Source organism: Sporosarcina sp. BP05 (assembly GCF_014282005.1).
Classification (GTDB): Bacteria; Bacillota; Bacilli; order Bacillales_A; family Planococcaceae; genus Sporosarcina.
In genome coordinates this window covers 154,507-178,483 of sequence record NZ_JACFTD010000005.1, presented here as the reverse complement: position 1 = coordinate 178,483, position 23,977 = coordinate 154,507, and the positions used below count along the sequence as shown (strand labels likewise).

Genomic DNA, 23,977 nt, shown 5'->3' with positions numbered 1-23,977 from the left:
AATAGTAGATAAAGAGAGGAAGTATAATATGTCGAAACAACAAATTGGTGTAATTGGTTTAGCTGTAATGGGGAAAAACTTGGCGCTTAATATTGAAAGTAGAGGGTATTCTGTTGCTGTCTACAACCGTACAGCTGCAAAAACAGATGAGTTTTTGGGAAATGAAGCAGTAGGCAAGAACTTTTTCGGTGCCAAGGGTATTGAAGAATTTGTTAACTCATTGGAAGTACCGCGTAAAATTATGCTAATGGTTCAAGCAGGACAAGCAACAGATGCAACAATTGCATCCATACAGCCGTATCTTAAAAAGGGCGATATCCTGATCGATGGAGGAAATACTTTATACGAAGATACGATTCGCCGCAACAAAGAATTAGAGAAAACAGGCATCCATTTCATTGGTACAGGAGTTTCTGGTGGTGAAGAAGGTGCGCTAAAAGGCCCTTCGATTATGCCAGGTGGCCAAAAAGAAGCGTATGATCTAGTTGCCCCTATTTTTGATGCGATTGCTGCACGGGTAGATGGTGAATCTTGTAGTTCATATATTGGCCCTGATGGTGCAGGACATTTTGTGAAAATGGTACACAACGGGATTGAGTATGGCGATATGCAATTAATCGCAGAGGCCTATTTCATATTGAAGCATGTCCTAGATCTGGATGCACAAGAATTACATGAAGTCTTTTCAGAATGGAATAAAGGTGAATTAGATAGTTACCTAATTGACATTACTGCCGAGATTTTTACAAAGAAAGATGAAGAAACAGGTCAACCACTTGTTGATGTTATTTTAGATAAAGCAGGCCAAAAAGGGACAGGAATGTGGACAAGTAAAAATGCCTTAGATTTAGGCGTTCCACTTCCATTAATAACTGAGTCCGTATTTGCACGTTGCATTTCTTCGATGAAAGAAGAACGTGTCAGAGCTAGTAAAGTGTTAGCTGGACCTGAGGTAGGCAGCTATGAAGGGAATAAAGAGGAACTAATTGAAGCCGTTAGAAAAGCATTGTATATGAGTAAAATTTGTTCCTACGCACAAGGTTTTGCACAAATGCGCGCGCAATCTGTAGAAAGTGGCTGGAATCTTCGCTATGGCGATATTGCGATGATTTGGCGTGGTGGTTGCATTATCCGTGCTCAATTCCTGCAAAATATTAAAGATGCCTATGATCAAGACCCTAATCTAGAAAACTTATTGTTAGATGGTTACTTTAAAGAAATTGTAGTAAGTTACCAATCTGCATTACGGGAAGTCGTATCAGTTGCAGTTAAACAGGGTATTCCCGTGCCATCATTCTCAAGTGCAATTGCTTATTATGATAGCTATCGTTCAGAAAATCTGCCTGCAAATCTAATTCAAGCACAGCGTGACTACTTTGGTGCTCATACGTATGAACGTAAGGATAAAGAAGGCTCATTCCATACAAACTGGTTTTAAAAGGAAAAGTACAGAGCCCTATTGCAGGGGAGGTTGATTCCAATTGATTTTTATCGCTATTTTTTTTAGATAGAATTTCGTCGATTATGGGGCATACGCCTTTGAATCGTTTTGGTGATTCGGAAGAATTGAACGAAATTGTCGTTTGCCTTGCATCAAGTTGGGCATTAAGCTTTGTTACAGGTGTACTTGTTCGTATTGATGCTGGATTTGAAAAGAATGAAGAATTAAGTGACGTAATGAATAAAGGAACTTCATATTTAACGCTTAGATTAAGTAGAAAAGCTTTGGAGAAGAATCCAAAGCTTTTCTATATTAACCGATTTTTTCTCTTAAATAAAATTAACAAAGAAAATCCTCCTTCATTTGAGAGGTTGCTCAAATGAAGGAGGTTTATTTTAAGTTAAACCTGAGGTTGCAAGATAGCTTCGATTGCCAATCCAACACCATCATGTTCATTAGTGGTTGTAATTTCAGTGCAAGCAGCTTTAATTTCTGCAGGGGCATTACCCATAGCAACAGAGCGTCCTGCACGTTCCATCATTGATAAATCATTATAGCTATCACCTATTACCATGACATTAGCCATTGCAATTCCCTTACTCTTGGCATATTTTTCAACTGCTATTCCTTTTTGCGCATTGATAGCTGTAATCTCTAGATTTCCCGCCCCTGAAGAACTGATAGCAAGTCCAGGTAATAGTTGAAGTGCTTTTCTAGCCTTATCCAAATTCGCTCTATTAAAAGACGTTCCAAATACTTTATAAATTTCACTTCCGCGTTGGTTAATGAGCTCATCATAAGAATCAACTTGGCGGATATAGCCTTGTTCTACTCTATCCATTACTTCTTGCCGGATTTTATCCACTGCGGGGATTTGATTAGCTGCTTCAGCAAGTTGAATGAAAGTATCGATTTGATCTTCAATACTATTAATATAAATTAGCGTATCAATAAATAATTGATAATCTATTGTGTGAGCATCTAAAATAGATGTTATTTTTGTGATGTTATTTTCGACTATATGGGTTGCAGAAATCAAATTCCCAAATGCATCTCTAATTTCTGCTCCATTAAGACAAATGTATGAAAGATTCAAACCACTATCACTAATAGGACCATAGGCCTCTGAGAAACCTCTTCCAGTAGCGATTACAACCTCAATACCATTGGACTGTGCAGCTAAAATCGCTTGTTTGTTTTTAGTACTGATGGTGTGGTCAGGACTCAATATTGTTCCATCCATATCAATTGCAATTAGGCGTATCATAATTGTCCCCTTTCTTAGTACATAGAGACTGATGATACCAATGAATACGATAAATATCAACTTACCAATTCGGCAGAGTTTTTCCTAACCCTAGCCTAAAAAATATTGAGAATATGAAGATTCTAAGGGAATGATTGAAAATGCTAGTCAGTGAGGAAAATGACCTAACGAGTCCTATAGTGATTCTAAACAGGCAAACTTAACAAGTTTATTTGAAAATTCTGTTGATGAGGTGTTTACAAACGATGTTCGTGCGCAAGAAAATGACAATCGCACAGAGACCACTGCGCGAGCTTGGCTAATCGAAATGGGCTTGGTTTAATACAATAAGCACTAGTTCTACATTCGATTTTTTGACTACCTATTATGAAGTTACTGATTTACAGAAAAGAGATTATACTTCCCTGCATTTGGATGAAATGAAGAATTAATTAGTCTAGAATTTATGCTGGCAAAGTCAATCGGGAAAACTGAGTGTAAATTCGAACTTTTTGTAACATAAACTAAATTATCCGTGTATTCGACTAAAGAGATTAGTGATAGTATAAAAGCTAAAGAGCGTTTCGTATATTTGATAAAATGGCTTTAGGAAGTTTAGCTCTTTAAGTAAAGGCGTAAAGTCATAGTAACTGCAGGGGTTAATATATATCCCCTAGTTAAAGTGGTTTTTCCTAGCTTGAAAAACCGCTTTGGTTGATAGTGAAAATATTTGTACTATCAACAAAGTAGGGATGTCCCTGTTCTGTCACTTTGATTGTTATAATAATAGGGGGGCTAATATGCGGCAAGGCACATTCCAGTGGATGAAATCAGTAAATAAGTCAATTATATTAAATAAAATACGAACTGACTCACCCATCTCTAGGGCGCAAATTGCCAAAGAGACAAAATTAACGCCACCAACAGTCAGTGGTAATGTAAAAGAGTTGATTGATCAAGGGATTGTGATAGAAAGCAAGCTTGGTGAGTCTCAAGGTGGCCGAAAGCCAACGATGCTCTTAATCAATAATCAAGGATTCTATGTTGTTGGAGTAGACGCGGGACCGGAAATAATAGAGTGTGTCCTTACCGATTTATCTGGGGAAATTATAAAGCGAACTTCAAGGAAGTTGACCACACCGATAACAAATGCCAAGTTTCTGACTGTTTTAAAAGATTGTATTCACAGTTGTTTAAAAAGTACATCCTCTACTAGCAAAAAAGTTATTGGTATAGGTGTTGCAATGCATGGTGTTGTTGACGTTGAAACAGGTACTTCTCTGTTTGCTCCAATTTTAGGTTTGACAAATATTCCGATTAAGGAAGAACTTGAAAAGGAATTTGAATTAGAAGTCAAAGTAGAAAATGATGCACGCGCAATGGCACTTGGAGAATCCTGGTTTGGAAATCATGGTGAATTATTAAGTATGTTGGTTATGAATATTGGACGTGGTGTTGGAGCTGGGCTTGTCATTGATGGAAAGTTGTACCACGGGGCACAAGATATTGCTGGAGAAGTGGGGCATATGACAATCGATTTGTACGGAGAAATTTGTGCATGTGGTAATCGTGGATGTTTGCAAACGTTTACAACCGGCCCAGCAATTGCTAGACGAGCAATGAAGGATATGCCCAAAGAAACTTTCACGGCGGAGAAAGTCTATGAATTAGCTATAGGTGGTAATGAAAAATTTGCGACCATACTTAAGGAAACTGGAAGACTGATTGGGATAGGTTTAACAAATTTAATACATATTATTAATCCGCAAAAAATTGTTCTTGGTGGTGGAGTAACAAAGGCCAAAGAACTTATTTTACCAGTCATACTAGAAACGATTGAAGAATGTGCATTGACACCGCGGGCAAAACAGACTGAAGTAACCATTACTAAACTTGGTGTTGATGCAACACTTATTGGTGCTGTGTCTTTACTTTTAGTAGATGTATTTGACCCGAATTGAATTTTCTACTAAACTAGGATAGATAGCTATGCGAAGAGTCCGAATAGATCGATTTATTATCATTATTTTAGGAGGTAATTCATATGACGTGGCAAGTTGAAGCAGAAAAATGGCTTAATCAAGAGTTTCTAGAAGTTAGACTAAAACAGCAACTTATGGTTGAAGAAAAAAATCAAGAATTATTGGAAGACAGTTTTTATAAAAACCTCTCATTCGGCACGGCAGGCCTGCGCGGAGAACTCGGGTTTGGTACGAATCGGGTGAATATCTACACTGTAAGGAAGGCGGCACTTGGGCTTGTTTCTTATATTAATAGCTGTGGGGAGGCTGCGAGAAATAGAGGCGTCGTCATTGCTTATGATTCTAGGCACCAATCTGCGGAATTTGGTCTTGAAGTGGCGAAAGTTCTTGGATTCAATGGTATTCGATCCTATTTGTTTGACGAACTGCAATCTACTCCATTGTTATCTTTTGCAGTACGCGAATTGAATACGTTTTCAGGAATTGTCATTACAGCAAGTCATAATCCGTCAGAATACAACGGACTGAAGGTGTACGGAGAAGACGGTGGACAAGTTACTTTAGAAGCTGCAACTGCGATTACTACACATACGGAGAGTATCGGTGATCTATTTTCGGTAGAGGTAGCGGAAGAAGCTTATCTCTTAGAAGTGGGGCTACTTACTTATTTGGGACATGAAATGAGCGATCGTTATTTATTGCATTTAGATGGAATTCTTTTAGGTGGGAAACTAGATAAGAGTCTCTCGATTGTTTATTCCCCACTTCACGGGGCTGGTGGGAAATTAGTTTGTAAAGGACTAGAGGTAGCGGGCTTCACGAACGTAACCATCGTCAGCGAACAGGCAATTCCAGATCCGAAATTTACGACCGTCAAGTATCCAAACCCTGAAGATCCACAAGCTTTTGAAATGGCACTTACCTATGGACATAAAGTGAAAGCGGATCTACTCATAGCGACGGATCCGGACGCAGACCGAATGGGTGTGGCAGTCCGAGATTTAGATGGCGACTATATTTTTTTAACGGGCAACCAGATTGGTGCATTACTCGTAAATGCATTGTTGGAAGATAAATCAGACCGTAATGCAATGCCGGAAAACGGTGTTGTTTTAAAGACAATTGTCACATCAGAGCTTGGCAAGGCCATTGCAGACAAGTATGGAGTTAAAACGATAGATGTATTGACAGGGTTTAAATTTATCAGTGAAAAAGTGTTAGAATTTGAAGAAACTGCAGAGTCAACTTTCTTATTTGGCTATGAGGAGAGCTATGGCTATTTGATTGGCGATTTCGTACGGGATAAAGACGCCGTTCAAGCTTCTGTATTAATTGCTGAAGTGGCTGCAAGTTATAAAGCAAACGGACAAACATTATTGGAAGGGCTACATGCACTGTATGAAGAGCATGGCTATTACCAAGAAGGTTTGGAATCGATAACGCTAAGAGGGAAGACTGGCATGGTGAAGATTGATGAAATCGTAAATTATTTCCGGTCGACATCATTTGTAAGAGAATTTACTCAACCCCTTTCAATAATTGAAGATTATGCATCCGGTAATTCTGTTGTCGTTGAAACAGGAGATCAGCATCCACTCGATTTACCTATTGCGAATGCGCTTAAATTCAAGTTGTCTAATGATGCATGGTTTGCCATCCGCCCATCTGGAACAGAACCTAAAATCAAGTTCTACTTCGGGGTGAAGGGTGAAACGAAAGTTGAAAGTGATGAGGTTTTAGCAGAATTAAAAGCAGCCGTCATGACGATTGTTGAAAGGTTAACTTCTAGCTTATAATAAGGAAATTTATAAATTAGGAATGTTGAAATGGTATCATCGATTCAACTTGCTTTATCACTTATTACAATAAGCGATGAAATTCTATAATGGCCCGTCTACAGGTGCTGATTTTTCAGGCAGGAGAAATCTATCTAACGAACTACCAGAAAATATCTTAGCGATAGCTGGGAAGTTACTAAAAATGTGGAATTGAAAGGAGTTCAAGATACGCTTTCTCCTTATTTTGGAAAAAGTGAGTCCCTTACACCGATTATGGTGTAAGGGACTTTTTGTATAGAAGGTGATTTTTGTCTTCAACTCTCGGTGTTTTTAAAAAAGTTAGGAGTTAATAATCACCAATTTGATAATCTACTGTGATAGATGAATTAGTATTTCTATATTCTCCAGGGGATTTGCCAAGAGAAGCGCGAACTATTTCCTAGAAATAGTCACCATAGAAAATCCTATTCCCTCAAAAATGTATTTTAGTAAACAGAACCATTTGTTAACTAAACAAATGTATTTTGAATCCCGGAATATTGACTATATAGGTCGTAGTATTAAATTTCATATGTAAACTTAGCATAGGGGCTTAACGGTACACCTGAAGCTGTAACACCGGCGAGAAGCTCGAGAGAGGCATGGCATAGAGCTAAATCGGTGTTCTTTAGAATTAGATAACATATACATTCTAGATAAACTATTAAATACTATGCTTTTTCGAGAAAACGCTTGCAAATAGTTAGATTATTTGATATATTACCTTTAATGCGTTTAGTTAACTTTACTAAAGAAGGAAGTTGAATCATGGCGACGATGAGAGATATAGCAACAAAAGCAGAGGTTTCTACAGCTACTGTGTCTAGAGTTATCAATGGAGACCCTACATTATCAGTAACTGCTGAAACAAGAAGAAGAATAATGGAGGTCGTTGATGAACTCCATTACAAGCTACCAAGAAGAAAAAGTGGCATAGCTTCTGAATCCGTCCAAGTGAAAAATATCGGGCTCGTTATATCAAATGACGAAACAAACGACCCGTATTTCCTTTCTATTCGACTAGGAGTAGAAAGTGTCTGTGAAAAGTATTCAATGAATATTTCATCTGTACTAACGGTCGGTAAAAGTGATTTTACAGCTTTAACACTCAGCCGCTTGGATGGGTTAATCATATTCGGGGACGTGATCATTGAAGATTTACAAGATGTATATTATCACAATGACAATATTGTGATCGTTGACTTTTTACCTGAAGAAAATATCTATGATGTAGTTCTATCTGATTTTGAGACAGCTACCGGTCGAGTAATGGATTATCTGTTCAACCTTGGACATACGGATATTGCATATATTGGCGGACAAGGTGCAATTAGGGGTATTACAACTGAACAAATAATTCCAAAAGAAGACACCCGCAAGCAAATATTCGAAAAGAAAATGAATGAGAAAGGTCTATACAATCCGGAATACATTCTTTTAGGTGACTTTGGTACCAATAGTGGCTATTTGTTAACGAAAGAGTTGATTGAATCTACCGCCAAACCAACAGCAATTGTCGTTGCTAGTGATCCGATGGCGATAGGAGTTATGCGCGCCCTGCATGAAGCAGGAATGAAGGTGCCAGATGAAATCTCGGTTTTCAGTTTTGATGATATTGACTCTGCCGCCTATTTAAATCCATCATTATCGACCGTTAAAATTCATACAGAAGAAATGGGACGGACTGCTGTTAAGCTGTTGTATGATCGCTTACATGGCAATCGGGTATTGCCGCTCAAAGTCGTACTCCCGACTGAATTAGTCGTTAGAGACAGCGTAGGCATAAAAAAAGCGTAGAACAAAAAAAATGTATTGGAGGATTTTAAATATGAAAAAAAAGATTTTGTTACTCGTAGCGGGTGTCCTATCAGTTGTTCTATTTGCCGGTTGCTCTAGTGAAAGTGGCTCTAATTCCAAAAGTGACGAAGTAAAGATTGAGTTTTTTCAATATAAAAGTGAAGCTATTCCTACTTTCGCTAAATTGATTGCGAAGTTCGAGGAGGAAAATCCAACGATTAAGGTCGAACAAGTAAGTCCGCCAGAAGCAGAAGTGGTTTTGAAAACGAGAGTCATGAAAAGTGATATTCCCGATATCATTGGAATTGGCGCCAACAATAACTTTAAAGAACTATCAAAAGCAGGAGTTTACAAAGATATGACAAACGATGAAAACCTAGATAAAGTTCAACCTGCTTACTTGCAAATGTTGAAGGATGTCACAGGATTAGACGAAATTTATGCAGTTCCTTATGTAGCTAATGCGGTAGGTGTTATTTATAACAAAGCGATCTTTAAAGAGTTAGGACTCGAGGTCCCGACAACATGGGATGAATTTATTACGGTTGCAGAAAATGTGAAGAAATCAGGACAAACTCCTTTCTATTTCACATTTAAAGATGCATGGACAACACTCCCAGCCTTTAATGTACTTGCGGCAAATACACAAGGCGATGATTTTTATGATGAATTAAATAAAGGAAAGGTGCTCGTTGGAACAAGATATAAAGAAGCAGCGGAAAAATTTGTGCAGTTGCTCGATTACGGGCATAAAAACCAACAAGGTGTCGCTTACAATGATGGGAACACCGCCTTCGGAAATGGAGAAAGTGCCATGTACTTACAAGGTATTTGGGCAATTCCTGAAATTAAAAAAGCGAATCCTGCTATTGATCTAGGAGTTTTCCCTTATCCACTAACAAATACGCCAGGTGAAAGTAAAGTAGTTTCTGGTATAGATTTACTTCTAAGTATAGGCGCATCATCGAAGCATCCTGAAGAAGCGCAGAAATTTATCGAATTTCTATTAAAAGAAGAAAATATTACAATGTATATTCAAGAACAAAATGCATTCCCAGCGCTAAAAGGAATCACACAAGAGGAACCATCACTTGAAGGCCTGAAAGAAAGCTTTGCAAAAGGGGCACTAGTTGATTTTCCTGACCATTATATACCAGTAGGTGTCACAGCTGATCAGTCTCTACAAATATTAGCTCAAAATAAAAATGTAGCTGCATTTTTAGATACAATGCAAAAAGACTGGGAAAAAGTTGAAGATCGAAAGTAATGCCAAAAGAGAAATTGGTTAATTTCAGTTTCTCTTCCTTTTATAAGGAAGGAGGAATAATAATGGGAAAGTCTAGTCCTACTTTGACTCCCCCTGTGGATTCAAGTAAAAAGAGGAAGCAGAAGTTTACTAAAAGAGATTGGGCTTTTTATGCAATGGTTATACCCGCTGTTTTGCTTTTTGCTACTTTTCATACCTTTCCCGCGTTACAGGGAATCTATTATTCTTTTACGAATTGGAACGGAATCAGTTTAGAGTATGACTTTGTGGGCTTTAAAAATTATATACATTTGTTTAAAGACAAAGTTGTGAAAGATTCGTACATATTCACGTTTTCATTTGCCATTATGGCTACGATTCTTGTTAACGTAATTAGTTTGGCCGTTGCGATTGGCTTGAATGCGAAAATAAAAGGACGTAACTTTTTCAGAGCCATTTACTTCCTCCCTAACGTATTAGGTGTATTAATTGTTGGGTTTATTTTTAACTTCTTTTTCACGAATATTCTTCCTACAATTGGTGAGCGGTTAGATATTGACTTTTTGACAGTTAATATCCTTGGCTCGGAAAAGTATGCATGGGTGGGTATCTTGCTTGTTGTCGTTTGGCAAGCCTGCGCATTTAACATCATTCTTTACCTTGCAGGATTACAAACCGTACCAAGTGATTTATATGAAGCATCAGGTTTAGATGGTGCAAATCACTGGCAGCAGTTTTGGAAAATTACATTCCCAATGATTGCTCCATTCTTTACAATTAATATGGTTTTGTCGATGAAGAACTTCTTGATGGTGTTTGATCAGATTGTCGCCATGACTGGTGGAGGACCAGGTCACTCGACGACATCCATTTCCCTGCTTATTTATAAAGGTGGATTCCAAGGTGGAGAATTTGCATTCCAATCAGCGAACGCCGTTATTTACTTTCTCCTGATTATGTTTGTCTCTATTTTCCAACTTAAAATCCTGCAAAAAAGGGAGGTGGATATGTAATGAAACAGCGAACAAACTGGCCTGTCACAATTCTGATTATTTTGGGCTCGCTAATTATCCTTTTTCCATTATATATGTCCTTCTCAATCGCTCTGAAAAATCCGCAGGAGCTCGCTAAATCTGCACTTGCATTTCCGACTGTATTCCGATGGGAAAACTTTACGAGAGCAATTGAGGCAACGAACTTTTTTAATGCGTTAAAGAACAGTGCGCTTATTACAGGTGCCACACTAATATTAACAATTTTATCCAACTCCCTTGTGGCCTATGCAGTAGCAAGAAATATGCATAAGAAATTCTTTAAAGGCTTATATTTTTACTTTGTCAGTGCGTTATTTATTCCATTTCCAATTATCATGCTACCAATTGTAAAGCAAACATCCGCACTGGGACTTAATAATCCAGGTGGACTCATCTTGCTGTATGTCGTGTACGGTATGGCTATAAATATTTTCATTTATGTCGGGTATATCCGATCAATTCCTGTGGAATTGGAAGAGGCCGCCATTATCGACGGATGCAATACATGGCAAGTATTTTGGAAAGTCATCTTTCCGCTTTTAATGCCGATTAATGCAACAATTGGTATTTTGACATGTTTATGGGCGTGGAATGATTTCTTGTTGCCGTTAATTATATTGAATGATTCTGCTCATGCCACACTACCACTTGTACAATATGTGTTCCAATCAGAATTTGGGACAGATTACAACTTAGCTTTCGCCTCTTATTTAATGGCGTTGGCTCCGATGGTTGTTGTCTATCTAATTGCACAAAAATGGATCATTGGCGGCGTTGTAAAAGGATCGGTCAAGTAAACCAATTATAAAGTTTAGGAGCTGAATATTCATATGGCGATACATTTTGATTCGAAAAAAAACAGATTTCATTTACAAGCAAATGATACGAGCTATGTCATGGAAATTGTACGTGACAGCTATTTACTCCATCTCTATTGGGGGAGAAAAATAAACGACTTTAACTATTCAAATGAAATACAACTTGTAGACCGTGGCTTCTCTGGGAATCCCTACAAGGAAGACCGAACATTTTCGTTGGATACGTTACCACAGGAATACCCACAGTTCGGGAATACGGACTATCGCAAGCCGGCTTATCAGATCCAGATTGAAAACGGATCAACCATTAGTGATTTACGCTATGAGTCACATATAATCCGGAAAGGAAAACCTGTATTACCGGGCCTACCGGCTACTTATGTAGAAGAAAACAATGAAGCCCAGACGTTAGAAATTGTCATGCGTGATGCGGAAACAAATTTAAAAGTTGTACTCTGTTATACCGTCTTCGAACAGTTTAATGTCATTACGCGATCTGTAAAATTCCTAAACGAGGGAACGGCGTCACTCAAACTATTACGTGCTTTAAGTGTCAGTGTTGATTTTCGGGATGCAGATTTTGATTTTATGCATCTTCATGGTGGTCATGCGAAAGAAAATCATATCGAACGCCAGCCACTTAGACATGGTGTTCAATCGATTGAAAGCGCAAGAGGAGCAAGTAGTCACCAACATAATCCTTTCATAGCATTGCTGAGAAAAGGAGCCGGCGAGCATACAGGTGATGTATATGCGTTCAATTTTGTCTATAGTGGAAATTTCCTTGCCCAAGCGGAAGTCGATCAATTTAACAATACAAGAGTAATGATGGGCATCAACCCATTCGACTTTAATTGGAGACTTGAACCAGGAGAATCGTTCCAAACACCTGAAGCAGTGATGGTATTTTCAGCGACTGGGCTTGGAGGTATGTCGAGAACGTTTCATGAGTTATACAGAACTAGGCTAATGAGGGGGATATATAAGGAGAAAGAACGTCCAATTCTCGTAAATAATTGGGAAGCAACTTACTTTGATTTTAATGCTGATAAAATTCTTGATATTGCTAAAACCGGTCAGGAGCTTGGAATTGAGTTAGTTGTTTTGGATGACGGTTGGTTTGAAAAAAGAAATAGTGACCACACATCACTTGGTGATTGGTTTGAAGACACTGAGAAGCTGCCGAACGGACTTGATGATTTGGCTTGTCAAGTGACGGAAATGGGTATGAAGTTTGGTCTGTGGTTTGAGCCGGAAATGATTTCAGTTGACAGTAATCTTTACCGCGAGCATCCCGACTGGTGCCTGCATGTTCCGGGGCGCAACCGATCCGAAAGCCGCAATCAGCTAGTCCTTGATTTTTCAAGGGCGGATGTTTGTAAAGAAATCACAAAGCGCGTCTGTGACATTTTGGCAAGTGTGCCGATTTCTTATGTGAAATGGGATATGAACCGCTCCATGACGGAAATTGGTTCCGCATTACTACCTGCTGACAGGCAAAGAGAGACGGCTCACCGTTACATGCTCGGATTGTACAATGTCATTGAGACCATAACCTCCCGTTTCCCTGAAATTCTATTTGAGAGTTGCTCTGGCGGGGGCGGTCGTTTTGACCCTGGTATGCTTTACTATATGCCGCAAACATGGACAAGCGATAATACAGATGCGATTTCACGCCTGAAAATTCAATACGGTACAAGTATGGTCTATCCGATTATTTCAATGGGTGCGCATGTATCAGCCGTTCCGAACCATCAAGTCGACCGGATTACATCGCTCGCTATGCGTGGCGATGTTGCGATGTCAGGGAATCTTGGGTATGAGCTTGATTTAACGAAACTGACGGAAGCTGAAAAGCTAGCGGTTAAAGCACAGGTAGAAAGATATAAAGAAATTCGCAAGCTTATACAATTCGGTGATTTTTATCGTTTGAAGAGCCCTTTTGAAGGCAATGAGACCGCGTGGCTGTTTGTCAATAAAGATAAAACAGAGGTCATTGTCTACTTGTTCCGCGTGCTTGCGGAGGCGAATACTGCAATTGGAAGCGTACGCTTAGCAGGCATGGATATAACGAAGAATTATGAATTGCTTGGAACGGATAAGGTATATGGCGGCGATGAACTCACTTTCGTAGGTTTAAGCATTCCAATCGATATGAAGGGTGACTTTCAAAGCCATGTCTGGCATTTCAAAGAATTATAAGTAAGGAAAAAACGATGAGTATTCCCTGTTCAATGGAATGGGGAATACCTATCGTTTTCTTTCAATCTAGGTTGAATGTAAAATACCATTGAATTACGCTAGTTTGCATGACGTATTCAATACTTCAACTAATTAATCCATAGAAGTGAGGGATTGTAGTGGTTACAAATCATCAAGAACGAATCATAAAGGCTGAAAAGGCTTTACAAGTGGCAAGTGAAAAAGTGATAGATACGCCATACCGACTAGGCTATCACATCATGGCTCCTGCACACTGGATTAATGATCCGAATGGATTAATTCAATGGAATGGGGACTATCATGTATTCTTTCAGCATCATCCATTTGGTGCGAAGGGAGGGCCAATGCACTGGGGACATGTTAAAAGTAAAGATCTTGTACATTGGGAACATCTCCCCATTGCACTCGCACCAGGAGACGAGTTTGATAAAAGTGGGTGCTTTTCAGGAAGTGCCATTGAACATGATGGGCAATTGCTCCTGTTTTATACAGGGCATAACAATTTGAATGAAGATGGCTCTGATTTTTTTGAAGTGCAATGTATTGCAAAAAGTAATGACGGAATTCATTTTGAAAAGCAGGCTGGTCATCCAATTATTTCAAAACCTCCGATAAATGGTTCGCCACATTTTCGAGACCCCAAAGTTTGGAAACACCAAGATATATGGTATATGGTGTTGGGGAATCAAGTCGGTGAGTTAGGCAATGTACTTTTATATGAATCCAATGATATGTCTACATGGGTCTATCAAGGTGTAATCGCACAGAGTGAAGGGGAAATGGGCTATATGTTTGAATGCCCGGACTTTTTCGAACTTAAAGGAAAGCATGTACTGCTTTTCTCGCCCCAAGGAATTAAACCTGAAGGAGATTTATATCAGAATCTGTATCAGAACGGGACTTATATTGGTGATTTTGATTATAAGACAAAACAGTTTTCGCATGGTCAATTTACTGAGCTCGATAAGGGCTTTGATTTTTATGCAGGACAGACCTTACTCGATGATCGAGGTAGACGAATTTTGTTTGGTTGGATGAGCATGTGGGAAACTATAATGCCAGAACAAAAACATGATTGGGCAGGGGCGTTAACATTACCGAGAGAGTTGAAGTTCAATGATTATGGTGAACTTTCAATGACTCCAATTGAGGAACTGCAAAAATTGAGAACAGTAAAAAATGTGGTTGAACCAACTATGATTAACGATAACGTTCGATTATCAGCTATTAAAGGTAATCAACTTGAAATTATTGCTGAGTTTTCGTTAAAAAATAACACAGCTGAAAAATTCGGTCTTAATATTCGATGCTCAGCAGATGGGAAGCAGAAAACAGAGATTTTTTATTATGTGGCTGAAGGTAAAGTTGGGATTGACCGTAATCTTTCAGGGCATGGAGAAGGTGGAATTAGACAGAGTATCATTCACGGCCGAAACCGTGAAACTCTCAAACTCCATCTGTTTATAGACCAATCTTCTCTTGAATTATTTGTCAACGACGGCGAAACAGTAATGACTGCCCGTATCTATCCAGATCAAACGAGTATCTCTGTTGAATTATTCAGTGATAGCGGAGAAACAAAACTGATAAAGCTCGACGCGTGGGAATTGAAGAATAGTTGGGTGGGTATTTGTTAATTGACGAGTAACCAAGTGTTTCAGCCACATTGAACATACTTTTATTTTAGATAGCAATATATAACTCCAACTTCCGCTATCTTACATTTCATAACGTTATTACTTGGGCTATGATTATCGTAGCAGTCAGTTCGATGGAATGGGATATTGTTTTTTGCGTTGATTAATATTGCTTTTTCAGTTGAAACCACTTCCATATATCGGTACTAAATATAATAACAGGTTTTTTTATGACAAAGCATATATTTTTAGGTGCTGGAAGTTCGGTTTTTGCAAAAAACGTACGTGGTGATTGCATGTCGTAGCGATTAAGATATTAGGAAAAGAAAATGGCATTTATCATATTCATGCGAAAGCTACTTTTATTGACCAAGAAAACGTCAATATGCATGGCTTAACAGATATGCAGTCTTTTGGGGATGTGCAATCACGTGCATGGACATTCCGTTCTGTTGGTTGCGGTCATAGTATTCAAGAGTGGTCGGATATGATGAATGCTTAGCTCACTTATGGCTATGATTATGTTGTGAGCATTGAACATGAAAATCCATTGATTTCTAAGCGCAAGACGCATATAAGAACTAATGTGGTACTATTGTTTTGGACACAATAATCTAAAGTGAAAATACTTTTTGAAAAAAGAAAGAGGTGTTTTGATGATCAATCAATTACGTAAAATTTATTCTTCACTCCTTGTATATTCAGAGGGGCACGATAACTTAGACTCTACATATAAGTGGTTTGTGACAGGTGAAAATGAGATTATTGGTATCGATGAGGAAGAATTAACTTCCAAGGATGTATCATTATTAGCTACTTTTTTATTGCCATATAATATAAATTTACCAGTACCTACTGATGAAGAACGAAAATGGAGAAATGCGATTGATTCGGCTGAATCAAGTGCTAAGTTTGAAATTAAAAATTCCTATCGTTTTATCTACTTTTCTATCAAAAAAAATCAAATTGACCCTATTGTATTTAAAGATGCCATTCATGAGCTTTTTGCTAAACCTGTACCGATCCTATGGGGAAATGGACATGAAGGGATTATTATTGAAGAACAGACAGTCTATGAAGATAGTATCTCATTTGAAGAGATTAAAGATATACTCATGAGCGATTTATATGTGAAAATCAACTTCTATATTGGATCTTATAAGGAAAGTTTGGAAGACATCGCTCAGTATTATCACTTATTAATAAATGCCGCTAAAAAAGTATTTATTTATACGAATAAGACTGTTGTAACGTATATTGACGCTGTACCCTATTTACTCATCAATCAAATAGAACCAGGCCTACGTTCCGATATTGGTAAAACTGTTTTACAAAAATACATAAACGATGAAGAAACACTGAAAACGATTGAAACTTTTCTTCAATGTAATTTAAATATATCGGAGACTGCAAAAGTATTGCATATGCACCGCAACAGTCTCCAATATCGATTGGATCGTTTTTTTGAAAAGACGGGAATAGATATCCGCCAATTTCACCATGCAATGACAGTATACCTGGCGCTTTTAGCAAAAAAGTAACGCCGTTTATCGGTAAAACTAGCTACTATTTTATTGTGAAAACGTTCATAGTAAATATGACTGAAGACTGTCCGGATTTTTGTGCATATTCACCATTACTTAAATAATATAAATATTGTATTCTATTATAAGTAGATGAAAGCACTTACATACACTGGAGGGAATAAAATGGCAGACTTGAAATTAGTAAATATTAGAAAAGTATATGACAAAGATGTAGTTTCTGTAAAAGATTTTAGTTTGGAAATTAGAGATAAAGAATTTTTAGTATTGGTGGGTCCATCAGGCTGTGGAAAATCAACAACACTTAGAATGATTGCTGGTTTGGAAGAAATATCAGGAGGCGATCTTTTCATTGGTGGTAAAAGAGTGAACGATGTCCCACCAAAAGATCGTGACATCGCAATGGTTTTCCAAAACTATGCATTATATCCACATATGGATGTTTACAATAATATGGCATTTGGTTTGAAGCTTCGTAAATTTAAAAAAGATGAAATAAAAAAACGTGTTGATAATGCAGCTAAGATTTTGGGTCTTGAGGACCTGTTAACGCGTAAACCGAAAGCTCTTTCAGGTGGTCAGCGTCAGCGTGTTGCTTTAGGACGTGCTATAGTTCGCGATGCCGAAGTATTCTTAATGGATGAACCATTGTCTAACTTAGATGCTAAGTTACGTGTCCAAATGCGTGCCGAGATTCAAAAACTTCACAGACGCTTGCAAACAACAACCGTTTATGTAACTCACGATCAAACGGAAGCAATGACAATGGCGACGCGTCTTGTTGTCATGAAAGATGGATATATCCAACAAGTAGGGGCTCCTAAAGAAGTTTACGATGAACCTAATAATGTTTTTGTTGGTGGTTTTATCGGTTCTCCTGCAATGAACTTCTTGAATGGTAGATTAGAAGAGAATTATTTTGTTATGGACGATGTGAAAATTCTTGTACCTGAAGGGAAGATGAAATATCTTCGTGAGCAAGGTTATGTCGGTAAAGAGATCATTCTTGGAGTTCGTCCAGAGGATATTCATGATGAACCGCTATTCCTTGATTTCTCTCCTGAAACAAAAATCAAGGCCTCGATTGAAGTTGCTGAATTAATGGGAGCAGAAATTATTCTTTATTCTAAAGTAAATGACCAGGATTTCGTTGCTCGAGTTGATGCACGTTTCAGCGTTGCAGCAGGTGAAACAGTCGACTTAGCGTTCGATCTTAATAAAGCACACTTTTTCGATAAGGAATCAGAACTGCGAATTAAATAGGATTATACAGTAAAGCCGCTAAGGAATTAATTTTCCTTTGGCGGTTTTGTATTTGGATACTTTGATGTTTAAAATCTAAAAGACTTGGACAAACTAAGTAATCAGGATATAAACAGGGAAAGGAGAGGATGCAAATGAATGAGAAAAAGTTTCCACACGAACAATTGACTGATAAAAATAATGGATTGACCTCAGCACAAGAAGTACTGTATCAAGAAGAATTTAAAGAAGCGGATAAAGTCGGCGAAAAAGAAGATAAAGATAGGGATAATAACAAAAAAGGCTGAAGTATGCAAAAAATATAATCCGACAGCCAAGCAAAACTTTTCCGTTACTAATATAATCTTATTCTGGTAAAAACGGTTGCATAATACATGCAACCGTTTTCGATATTGAAAAATAATTTTATTGTTGATTGTAAAACTCATTTATCGGAATAAATAACCCGACTTTTCCATGTGTTTCATGATCTAACGTTGCGAACACAATGCCAATCACCAGCCCCTTACTATTTATTACGGGGCTACCGCTATTTCCCCGATAAACGGGTGCTTTCATCATAACGACAGGTGCATCCCAATCCGGTAGCTCGATATAATCAATAATTATGCCTTCATTTGCAATGCCCTTAAAACTTAAAGGATTGCCAATAAAATGAATGGCTTCATTAGCTGTGAAATTCGTTTTTTTAGCGAGTTTTAAATAGGGAAGTTTTTGTCTATTGACTTTTAGTACAGCGAGATCGACTGAAGGATATGTAAGGACAACGTCTGCCGTAAAACGCCCTTCTTCTGGAAAGTAGACATTTACGGAATCGCTTCCTTCGATAACATGATAGTTCGTTAGAATAGTTCCGTCACCTGAAATGGAGAAACCTGTGCCTTTGCTTTCAGCTGACTGAATAACAACGACAGATTTCTTATAAGTAGCAATGTTTTTTTGTTTCGATAATTTCGAGGAAGTCTTTAAGAATTCAATAGCTGGAATTGAATACACTTCAAAAATAACCGCAAATGTATTGAAAACCATCACAATTGAGATAAGCCAAAATAGCCATTTGGGAAACGGATGTTTCGTTTTGCGATTTGTTTTTTCTTGCGCCTCTCTATAAAGGGCCTCCTGTTGTGCTTCTAATACCAGTTCTTGCAGTTCTTCATCATCAATTTCTTCATTTGAATCAACGTCACCTAAATCAGGCGATTGTTTTTCATTCGACTCCATACACCCACACCCTAACTAGTAAATACATATCGTTATAGTTCATTATAGCAAAGGGAAGAATACAAGGTTTTCTTCTTTTATTTGTATGTCATAATTATTTAGTCAGAGCATATAATGAATAGTTCAATGACATTTAGATGGAAGAATGAATATTTTCCAAGCGTCTTCTTATTACACTATTATTTTTTAAAAAGGGGAATGAACCATGAGTAGGGAAAAGCTGAGAATGTTTGTCGTTTCAATTGCGTTGGCACTTGGGATTGGTGGAGTGATGCCTTCCTATACTTCCGCGGCAGTGGAACAAACTAAATCACAAATTCAAATTGGACAGATTGTCAAAGGGACGGTCGTTGAAAATTGGGGTAATGAAATAATCGTTAAAGGTGATAGCGGCGAACGCTACCATGTTGGATTGCATACTTTTGCTGAGGAGCAAATCCAGGCGATGAATTTCTCAGTTGGGGCTTTGGTGCAAATCGAAGGAGAAGTCTTGGATAGCATTGCCGATTTTTATAACGTTGACTACTTTGTTAAAAATCTACCACTCGGCGTGACAGAAGATGAAATTAATAAGCTTGAACTTCTTTACAATGAGGTAATGACTTTAGAAAAGAATGAGTTATGGGAGGAGGCAGGAGAATTATGGGCACAAATAAATCGAATAACAAATCCGTATTATCTTGCCAATTGGGAGCCTGAACCATTTGATGTTTATATAAGTATGTTTGACTATCCATTTACGAGTGATGACCTGCTGCAAATGGAAGAACTTTATAATCAATGGATTTCACTATCAAAAAGTGGAGCTGAGAAAGAATCTGGCGTAAAGATAGATCGATTTTTTGAGATTGTCAATAACTATTATGTAGAGCCGACATTTGATGAGTATATTATAGACTTAGGTACGACTATTTCAAAAGTGGATTACCCGGTGATTAAGAAATTATATGAGGACGCTCACCAAGCTAGTAGCGACGGAGACGACCAACTCGCGATGGACAAATGGGAGGCATTTGACTTGGTGATGCGCCCGTATTATCGTGCTGCCTATCCAATGCCAACATTTAATGAACAAATGGCTTATTATGATTTCGAGGTATCTAAGGAAGATCTTTCTAAACTACAAAAAGTTTACACGGGCATCATTGATTTAGAGCTGAACGGTAAATATGAGCAAGTAGATAGTCAATGGGAGTCATTTTATAGCATTTTAGAGCCGTATTTTTCAATGAATATAAATATCCCATTTCGAGCCTCGCAAGTCATAATTAATGGGGAGACTTTTCTTAGATAAAGCTTATGTTAGAATGCCTATTATTTTGATAGGCATTTTTGTGTTGTATTAAATGCATCGCTAAACTGAATAATTAAAGGTTGGCAAGCCCATATTGATAAGTACATTTACTTTTTACATGAATTACTGTAAAGGAAGTTGTTATTTTAAGAAGTATTCATAGGGGGACCTTCATGAAGAGTATAGTCAGGGTAACCAAAGTAGAAATAACCAATTTGAAAAACGTGAAAAATGGTGCGTTTCACACAAATTCAGCTTTCAATACGTTGGAGAAAGCTGATATCATAGGGTTTTATGGTCAAAATGGTTCTGGAAAAACTGCGGCAGTGGAAGCATTCAATCTTCTAAAGACTTTATTATCAGCCAATCTTGAAGCACCGCTTCCTAAGGTTTCATCAAACTTGCTGTATTTTAATGAAAAGATTATTTGCATATTGTTTCAATTTATTGTTAAAAATCAATTCGGCGAATTCTTCGTTAACTACTCAGTTTCTTTGTCAGCGGGAAAAGGAAGGTATCAAGTTGTAGAAGAGCAAGTAGACTATCGAGAAAATAAGAAAAATGAGCGATTCAAAATTTTAATTTCAAAAACTGTTAAAGGCTTAACGATAGGAGTTAATGGATCACATGAAATGAATGAATCTGTAAGAGTTTCAGTCATGGTAGCCAACCGAATGGCTGCTAGTAACACAACTTCTTTTGTTTTTAGAGAAGAATTAAAGGAAGTATTTGAGGAGATCTTAGAAGAAAATGAAATTGAAATCATGAAGAATCTTTCAGATGACCTTAATCGAGATTTACATGTCATTGATACGATTCAATATGGTCTATTAGTTGCCAATCTTGTTATGCCTTTTAGTGTTCATTTGGAAAGAAAGCGTGGACATATACCTTATGAGATGCAAGATACAATGGTGTTGCCGTTGGATTTATTTGAAACGATAGACCAAGTGGTTAGTCAGACGAATATTGTCTTGCAGACCATTATCCCAGGTCTTCTAATAAAAATCAGAAAAATCAATAAGCAAAAGTTGAGTGACGGCAGTGAGGGAATTCGCTTTGAGTTTCTATCGAAAAAAAGGAATATCGAACTTCCTTTACGAAGTGAGTCGGAAGGTACGTTAAAAATCATTTCTATTTTAAGTACACTTATTGCAGTATATAATAATCCGAACGCTTGCGTTGTAATTGATGAGCTCGATGCAGGGATTTTTGAATACTTACTTGGCGAAATATTAGAAGTTCTGGACGAAAATGCACAAGGTCAACTTTTTTTCACTTCTCATAACTTGCGGATATTAGAAGTGCTTCCAATTCGAAACTTATGGTTTACTACTCTAAATGAAGAGGACAGATACCATCAATTAAAAGGGGTTGAAAAGCTAAGTAATGCGCGGGATATCTATCTACGTGCTGTACAGCTGGGTGGTCAAGATGAAGAAATCTATGCGGAAACTAATTTATATGATATTAAGACGGCATTCCGAAAAGCAGGGGTCTTACATGACAATTACTAAAAAGAAGGTCGTGTTATTACTTGTCGAGGGAAGCTGCGAAGAGGTATTGCTATACAATCGGTTACGTAGTCTTTTCGAACAGCATAATATACGTTTCCATATTCAGCACGGCGATATTTTATATGACTTGGACAGGCCTGACGAACCTATCAAGTCTGTGATTGGAAATGCAGTAAATGAATTTATGATAAAAAGTAAATTTCGTCCGGAAGATGTATTCTGTGTACTACATATTATTGATATGGATGGCTGTTTCATCCCAGAAGATGCGATTGTTATTGATGATACCCAAAAAGAATTAACACTTTACCATGATGATCGAATAACTGTCCCGCATGAAAAACAAAAGCAACAAATAGCAGCTAGAAATGCGGATAGAAGTACAAATATCAATATAATGAAGGCATTAGATAAGATACTATCTGGTGAGATTGACTACCGTATGTATTATTTTTCAAGAAATTTAGAACATGTACTATTTAAAGAACCCAATCCAGAAAAGGAAGGGAAATTTCCACAGGTAGAACGATTCATAGAACAGTTAGAGATACCCATTGAAGACTTTTTACAGGAATCCATGCCATTGTTAACCGGAGCAGATCCTTATACGGAAAGCTGGGATAGGATTTCAGAAAGCTCAGCTTCCTTACAACAATACAGTAATGTGCCATTGTTGTTTGAATTTGTAAAATTGCAGTCCGGATCTTAGAATTCCTAAAATAGCAGATAGTCAAGGTGTTTGTTTTCGGTTATATAAAAAGCAAAGAAATCACTTTATTAACAAAGTGGTTTCTTTGCTAAGTCTTTTTATTCGTTAATCGGGGTCGCCATTAAAGGCACATATTTAGCATTGGTTTCTCACTATATCTTACTAGAACTCTTCAAAATTTGGTGAAATGCCTTCTCGATTGTATCAAATGTAAAATGAAACCCTTCCTTTTCCAATCTATCAGGAACAACCCAGCGGCTTTTTAAAATCAATTCCGTTTCGGTTTTCATAAAAATAGCCCCCATTTCGAGCATCCATTTCGGTGAAGGTAATCCAAACTTTCGGTCCATTGTTTTCCGCAGTTGTGCCATGAATACTCGATTCGTAATCGGCTGTGGGGCTGAACAATTGAATATCCCATCCAAATCGTTATTCTTTTGAAGAAAAAGGATGATTCGAAATAGGTCTTCCATATGAATCCAGCTAAACATTTGGTTGCCCGATCCTTGAACACCGCCAAGCCCATAGCGTACCAAGTTGAGGTAGGGCTCCATCACTCCACCATCCTCACCGAGTACAATTGCAATTCTTAATGCGACTGTCCTTGTCTGAGGAAGCTGGAAAGCAAATAGGGATTTCTCCCATGCTTGTGCTACCTCAACGGAGAAACCAGTTCCAATCTCGCCACTAGCCTCCGTCATAGGTCGATCTTCCGCATGTCGATAAATCGTAGCCGTACTTGAATTGATCCATAATGACGGCGGATTTTTACAGGCTAACAAAGCGTTTCCGAGTATTTCTGTGGTTTCTGTTCTGGAAACTAGAATTTCTTTTTTATTTTTCTCGTTATAGCGGCAGTTGACGGATTTCCCAGCAAGATTGATGAGCATCTCTGCACCCTCCAAGGCCTCTACAATACCTACGTTATCTGTCCAAAGAAGTTGGTCAGACCTTCTTGAAATAATGATTATTTCATAGCCTAAATTCGTAAACTTCTCTTCAAAGTGTTGACCTACAAAACCCGTTCCGCCAGCTATGACTATCTTTTTTTTCATATCATTCACCCGTTTCCAGTAGTTCTTACTAATTGGACGATTGATTGTATAATTATGTTGCAAAGACAGCTTTTGACTTAAAGAGCCAAGAGCATTTTTATTAGTATGAAATAAGCGATGAATAGTAATGAAA

General features: G+C 37.8%; 19 protein-coding genes and 2 pseudogenes. 18 read left to right on the top strand and 3 right to left on the bottom strand.

Annotated features, from left to right (window positions below; all coding sequences use genetic code 11):
* Positions 1-28: 28 nt before the first annotated feature.
* Together gndA and H2672_RS19925 are read left to right on the top strand one after the other, a co-directional pair.
* Positions 29-1,438, top strand: coding sequence for an NADP-dependent phosphogluconate dehydrogenase (gndA, locus tag H2672_RS08165; protein WP_186670815.1), 1,410 nt, complete (start codon positions 29-31; stop codon positions 1,436-1,438).
* 101 nt (positions 1,439-1,539) lie between these two features.
* The gene (locus H2672_RS19925) at positions 1,540-1,824 is read left to right on the top strand and encodes a hypothetical protein (RefSeq protein WP_186670814.1); all 285 of its coding nucleotides are present in this window, start codon (positions 1,540-1,542) and stop codon (positions 1,822-1,824) included.
* A gap of 17 nt (positions 1,825-1,841) precedes the next feature.
* Here the strand turns inward: H2672_RS19925 and H2672_RS08155 are convergent, their stop codons facing one another.
* On the bottom strand, positions 1,842-2,708 hold the full coding sequence (locus H2672_RS08155) for a Cof-type HAD-IIB family hydrolase (protein ID WP_186670813.1): 867 nt from the start codon (positions 2,706-2,708) through the stop codon (positions 1,842-1,844).
* A gap of 175 nt (positions 2,709-2,883) precedes the next feature.
* On the opposite strand from H2672_RS08155, the pseudogene H2672_RS19920 reads away from it, so the two are divergent.
* The 13 genes and pseudogenes from H2672_RS19920 to H2672_RS08085 form a co-directional block, all read left to right on the top strand.
* Positions 2,884-3,030 (top strand): annotated as a pseudogene (locus tag H2672_RS19920) (beta-galactosidase small subunit-related protein); the annotation flags it as partial.
* 457 nt (positions 3,031-3,487) lie between these two features.
* Positions 3,488-4,648 carry an ROK family transcriptional regulator gene (locus tag H2672_RS08145; protein ID WP_186670812.1) on the top strand — a complete coding sequence of 387 codons (1,161 nt, stop codon included), beginning with the start codon at positions 3,488-3,490 and terminating at the stop codon, positions 4,646-4,648.
* Positions 4,649-4,731: 83 nt separating this feature from the next.
* Complete coding sequence (locus H2672_RS08140; RefSeq protein ID WP_186670811.1) at positions 4,732-6,465, top strand: phospho-sugar mutase; 1,734 nt, start codon at positions 4,732-4,734, stop codon at positions 6,463-6,465.
* A 789-nt stretch (positions 6,466-7,254) separates the two neighbouring features.
* The gene (locus tag H2672_RS08135) at positions 7,255-8,283 is read left to right on the top strand and encodes a LacI family DNA-binding transcriptional regulator (protein WP_186670810.1); all 1,029 of its coding nucleotides are present in this window, start codon (positions 7,255-7,257) and stop codon (positions 8,281-8,283) included.
* Between the two features lie 31 nt (positions 8,284-8,314).
* Positions 8,315-9,550, top strand: a complete 1,236-nt coding sequence (locus H2672_RS08130; RefSeq protein ID WP_186670809.1) for an ABC transporter substrate-binding protein — start codon at positions 8,315-8,317, stop codon at positions 9,548-9,550.
* Between the two features lie 155 nt (positions 9,551-9,705).
* Positions 9,706-10,542 (top strand): carbohydrate ABC transporter permease, encoded by an 837-nt coding sequence (locus tag H2672_RS08125; protein ID WP_255485611.1) that lies wholly within the window; start codon positions 9,706-9,708, stop codon positions 10,540-10,542.
* The gene (locus H2672_RS08120; RefSeq protein WP_186670807.1) at positions 10,542-11,360 is read left to right on the top strand and encodes a carbohydrate ABC transporter permease; all 819 of its coding nucleotides are present in this window, start codon (positions 10,542-10,544) and stop codon (positions 11,358-11,360) included. The genes H2672_RS08125 and H2672_RS08120 overlap by 1 nt, the downstream gene beginning before the upstream one ends.
* 33 nt (positions 11,361-11,393) lie before the next feature.
* Positions 11,394-13,583 carry an alpha-galactosidase gene (locus tag H2672_RS08115; protein WP_186670806.1) on the top strand — a complete coding sequence of 730 codons (2,190 nt, stop codon included), beginning with the start codon at positions 11,394-11,396 and terminating at the stop codon, positions 13,581-13,583.
* 158 nt (positions 13,584-13,741) lie between these two features.
* A complete protein-coding gene (locus tag H2672_RS08110; RefSeq protein WP_370569619.1) occupies positions 13,742-15,241 on the top strand; it encodes a glycoside hydrolase family 32 protein in 1,500 nt (499 codons plus the stop codon).
* Positions 15,242-15,539: 298 nt separating this feature from the next.
* A pseudogene (locus tag H2672_RS08105) lies at positions 15,540-15,740 on the top strand (sugar phosphate isomerase/epimerase); the annotation flags it as partial.
* A 157-nt stretch (positions 15,741-15,897) separates the two neighbouring features.
* The gene (locus H2672_RS08095) at positions 15,898-16,782 is read left to right on the top strand and encodes a PucR family transcriptional regulator (RefSeq protein WP_186670805.1); all 885 of its coding nucleotides are present in this window, start codon (positions 15,898-15,900) and stop codon (positions 16,780-16,782) included.
* A 168-nt stretch (positions 16,783-16,950) separates the two neighbouring features.
* A complete protein-coding gene (locus H2672_RS08090) occupies positions 16,951-18,048 on the top strand; it encodes an ABC transporter ATP-binding protein (protein WP_186670804.1) in 1,098 nt (365 codons plus the stop codon).
* Positions 18,049-18,182: 134 nt separating this feature from the next.
* On the top strand, positions 18,183-18,335 hold the full coding sequence (locus H2672_RS08085) for a YfhE family protein (protein ID WP_186670803.1): 153 nt from the start codon (positions 18,183-18,185) through the stop codon (positions 18,333-18,335).
* Between the two features lie 118 nt (positions 18,336-18,453).
* Here H2672_RS08085 and H2672_RS08080 read toward each other — a convergent pair whose 3' ends face one another.
* Positions 18,454-19,269: a S1C family serine protease gene (locus H2672_RS08080; RefSeq protein ID WP_186670802.1), complete on the bottom strand. Its 816-nt coding sequence runs from the start codon at positions 19,267-19,269 to the stop codon at positions 18,454-18,456.
* Positions 19,270-19,474: 205 nt separating this feature from the next.
* Between H2672_RS08080 and H2672_RS08075 the strand changes: the two genes are divergently transcribed.
* From H2672_RS08075 to H2672_RS08065, 3 genes are all read left to right on the top strand, one after another.
* Positions 19,475-20,563 (top strand): hypothetical protein, encoded by a 1,089-nt coding sequence (locus H2672_RS08075; protein WP_186670801.1) that lies wholly within the window; start codon positions 19,475-19,477, stop codon positions 20,561-20,563.
* Between the two features lie 173 nt (positions 20,564-20,736).
* On the top strand, positions 20,737-22,080 hold the full coding sequence (locus H2672_RS08070; RefSeq protein ID WP_186670800.1) for an AAA family ATPase: 1,344 nt from the start codon (positions 20,737-20,739) through the stop codon (positions 22,078-22,080).
* A complete protein-coding gene (locus tag H2672_RS08065; RefSeq protein WP_186670799.1) occupies positions 22,067-22,789 on the top strand; it encodes a hypothetical protein in 723 nt (240 codons plus the stop codon). The genes H2672_RS08070 and H2672_RS08065 overlap by 14 nt, the downstream gene beginning before the upstream one ends.
* 152 nt (positions 22,790-22,941) lie before the next feature.
* Here the strand turns inward: H2672_RS08065 and H2672_RS08060 are convergent, their stop codons facing one another.
* Positions 22,942-23,844 carry a TIGR01777 family oxidoreductase gene (locus H2672_RS08060; RefSeq protein WP_186670798.1) on the bottom strand — a complete coding sequence of 301 codons (903 nt, stop codon included), beginning with the start codon at positions 23,842-23,844 and terminating at the stop codon, positions 22,942-22,944.
* Positions 23,845-23,977 lie beyond the last annotated feature (133 nt).

Excerpts from the sequence above, each read along its gene's own strand:
- H2672_RS08080 (WP_186670802.1), bottom strand. The coding sequence starts at position 19,269 with ATGGAGTCGAATGAAAAACAATCGCCTGATTTAGGTGACGTTGATTCA.
- H2672_RS08140 (WP_186670811.1), top strand. The coding sequence starts at position 4,732 with ATGACGTGGCAAGTTGAAGCAGAAAAATGGCTTAATCAAGAGTTTCTA.
- H2672_RS08060 (WP_186670798.1), bottom strand. The coding sequence starts at position 23,844 with ATGAAAAAAAAGATAGTCATAGCTGGCGGAACGGGTTTTGTAGGTCAA.
- H2672_RS08090 (WP_186670804.1), top strand. The coding sequence starts at position 16,951 with ATGGCAGACTTGAAATTAGTAAATATTAGAAAAGTATATGACAAAGAT.
- H2672_RS08135 (WP_186670810.1), top strand. The coding sequence starts at position 7,255 with ATGGCGACGATGAGAGATATAGCAACAAAAGCAGAGGTTTCTACAGCT.
- H2672_RS08095 (WP_186670805.1), top strand. The coding sequence starts at position 15,898 with ATGATCAATCAATTACGTAAAATTTATTCTTCACTCCTTGTATATTCA.
- H2672_RS08155 (WP_186670813.1), bottom strand. The coding sequence starts at position 2,708 with ATGATACGCCTAATTGCAATTGATATGGATGGAACAATATTGAGTCCT.
- H2672_RS08075 (WP_186670801.1), top strand. The coding sequence starts at position 19,475 with ATGAGTAGGGAAAAGCTGAGAATGTTTGTCGTTTCAATTGCGTTGGCA.
- H2672_RS08125 (WP_255485611.1), top strand. The coding sequence starts at position 9,706 with ATGGTTATACCCGCTGTTTTGCTTTTTGCTACTTTTCATACCTTTCCC.
- H2672_RS08120 (WP_186670807.1), top strand. The coding sequence starts at position 10,542 with ATGAAACAGCGAACAAACTGGCCTGTCACAATTCTGATTATTTTGGGC.
- H2672_RS08085 (WP_186670803.1), top strand. The coding sequence starts at position 18,183 with ATGAATGAGAAAAAGTTTCCACACGAACAATTGACTGATAAAAATAAT.
- H2672_RS08145 (WP_186670812.1), top strand. The coding sequence starts at position 3,488 with ATGCGGCAAGGCACATTCCAGTGGATGAAATCAGTAAATAAGTCAATT.
- H2672_RS08065 (WP_186670799.1), top strand. The coding sequence starts at position 22,067 with ATGACAATTACTAAAAAGAAGGTCGTGTTATTACTTGTCGAGGGAAGC.
- H2672_RS08115 (WP_186670806.1), top strand. The coding sequence starts at position 11,394 with ATGGCGATACATTTTGATTCGAAAAAAAACAGATTTCATTTACAAGCA.
- H2672_RS08130 (WP_186670809.1), top strand. The coding sequence starts at position 8,315 with ATGAAAAAAAAGATTTTGTTACTCGTAGCGGGTGTCCTATCAGTTGTT.
- gndA (WP_186670815.1), top strand. The coding sequence starts at position 29 with ATGTCGAAACAACAAATTGGTGTAATTGGTTTAGCTGTAATGGGGAAA.
- H2672_RS08070 (WP_186670800.1), top strand. The coding sequence starts at position 20,737 with ATGAAGAGTATAGTCAGGGTAACCAAAGTAGAAATAACCAATTTGAAA.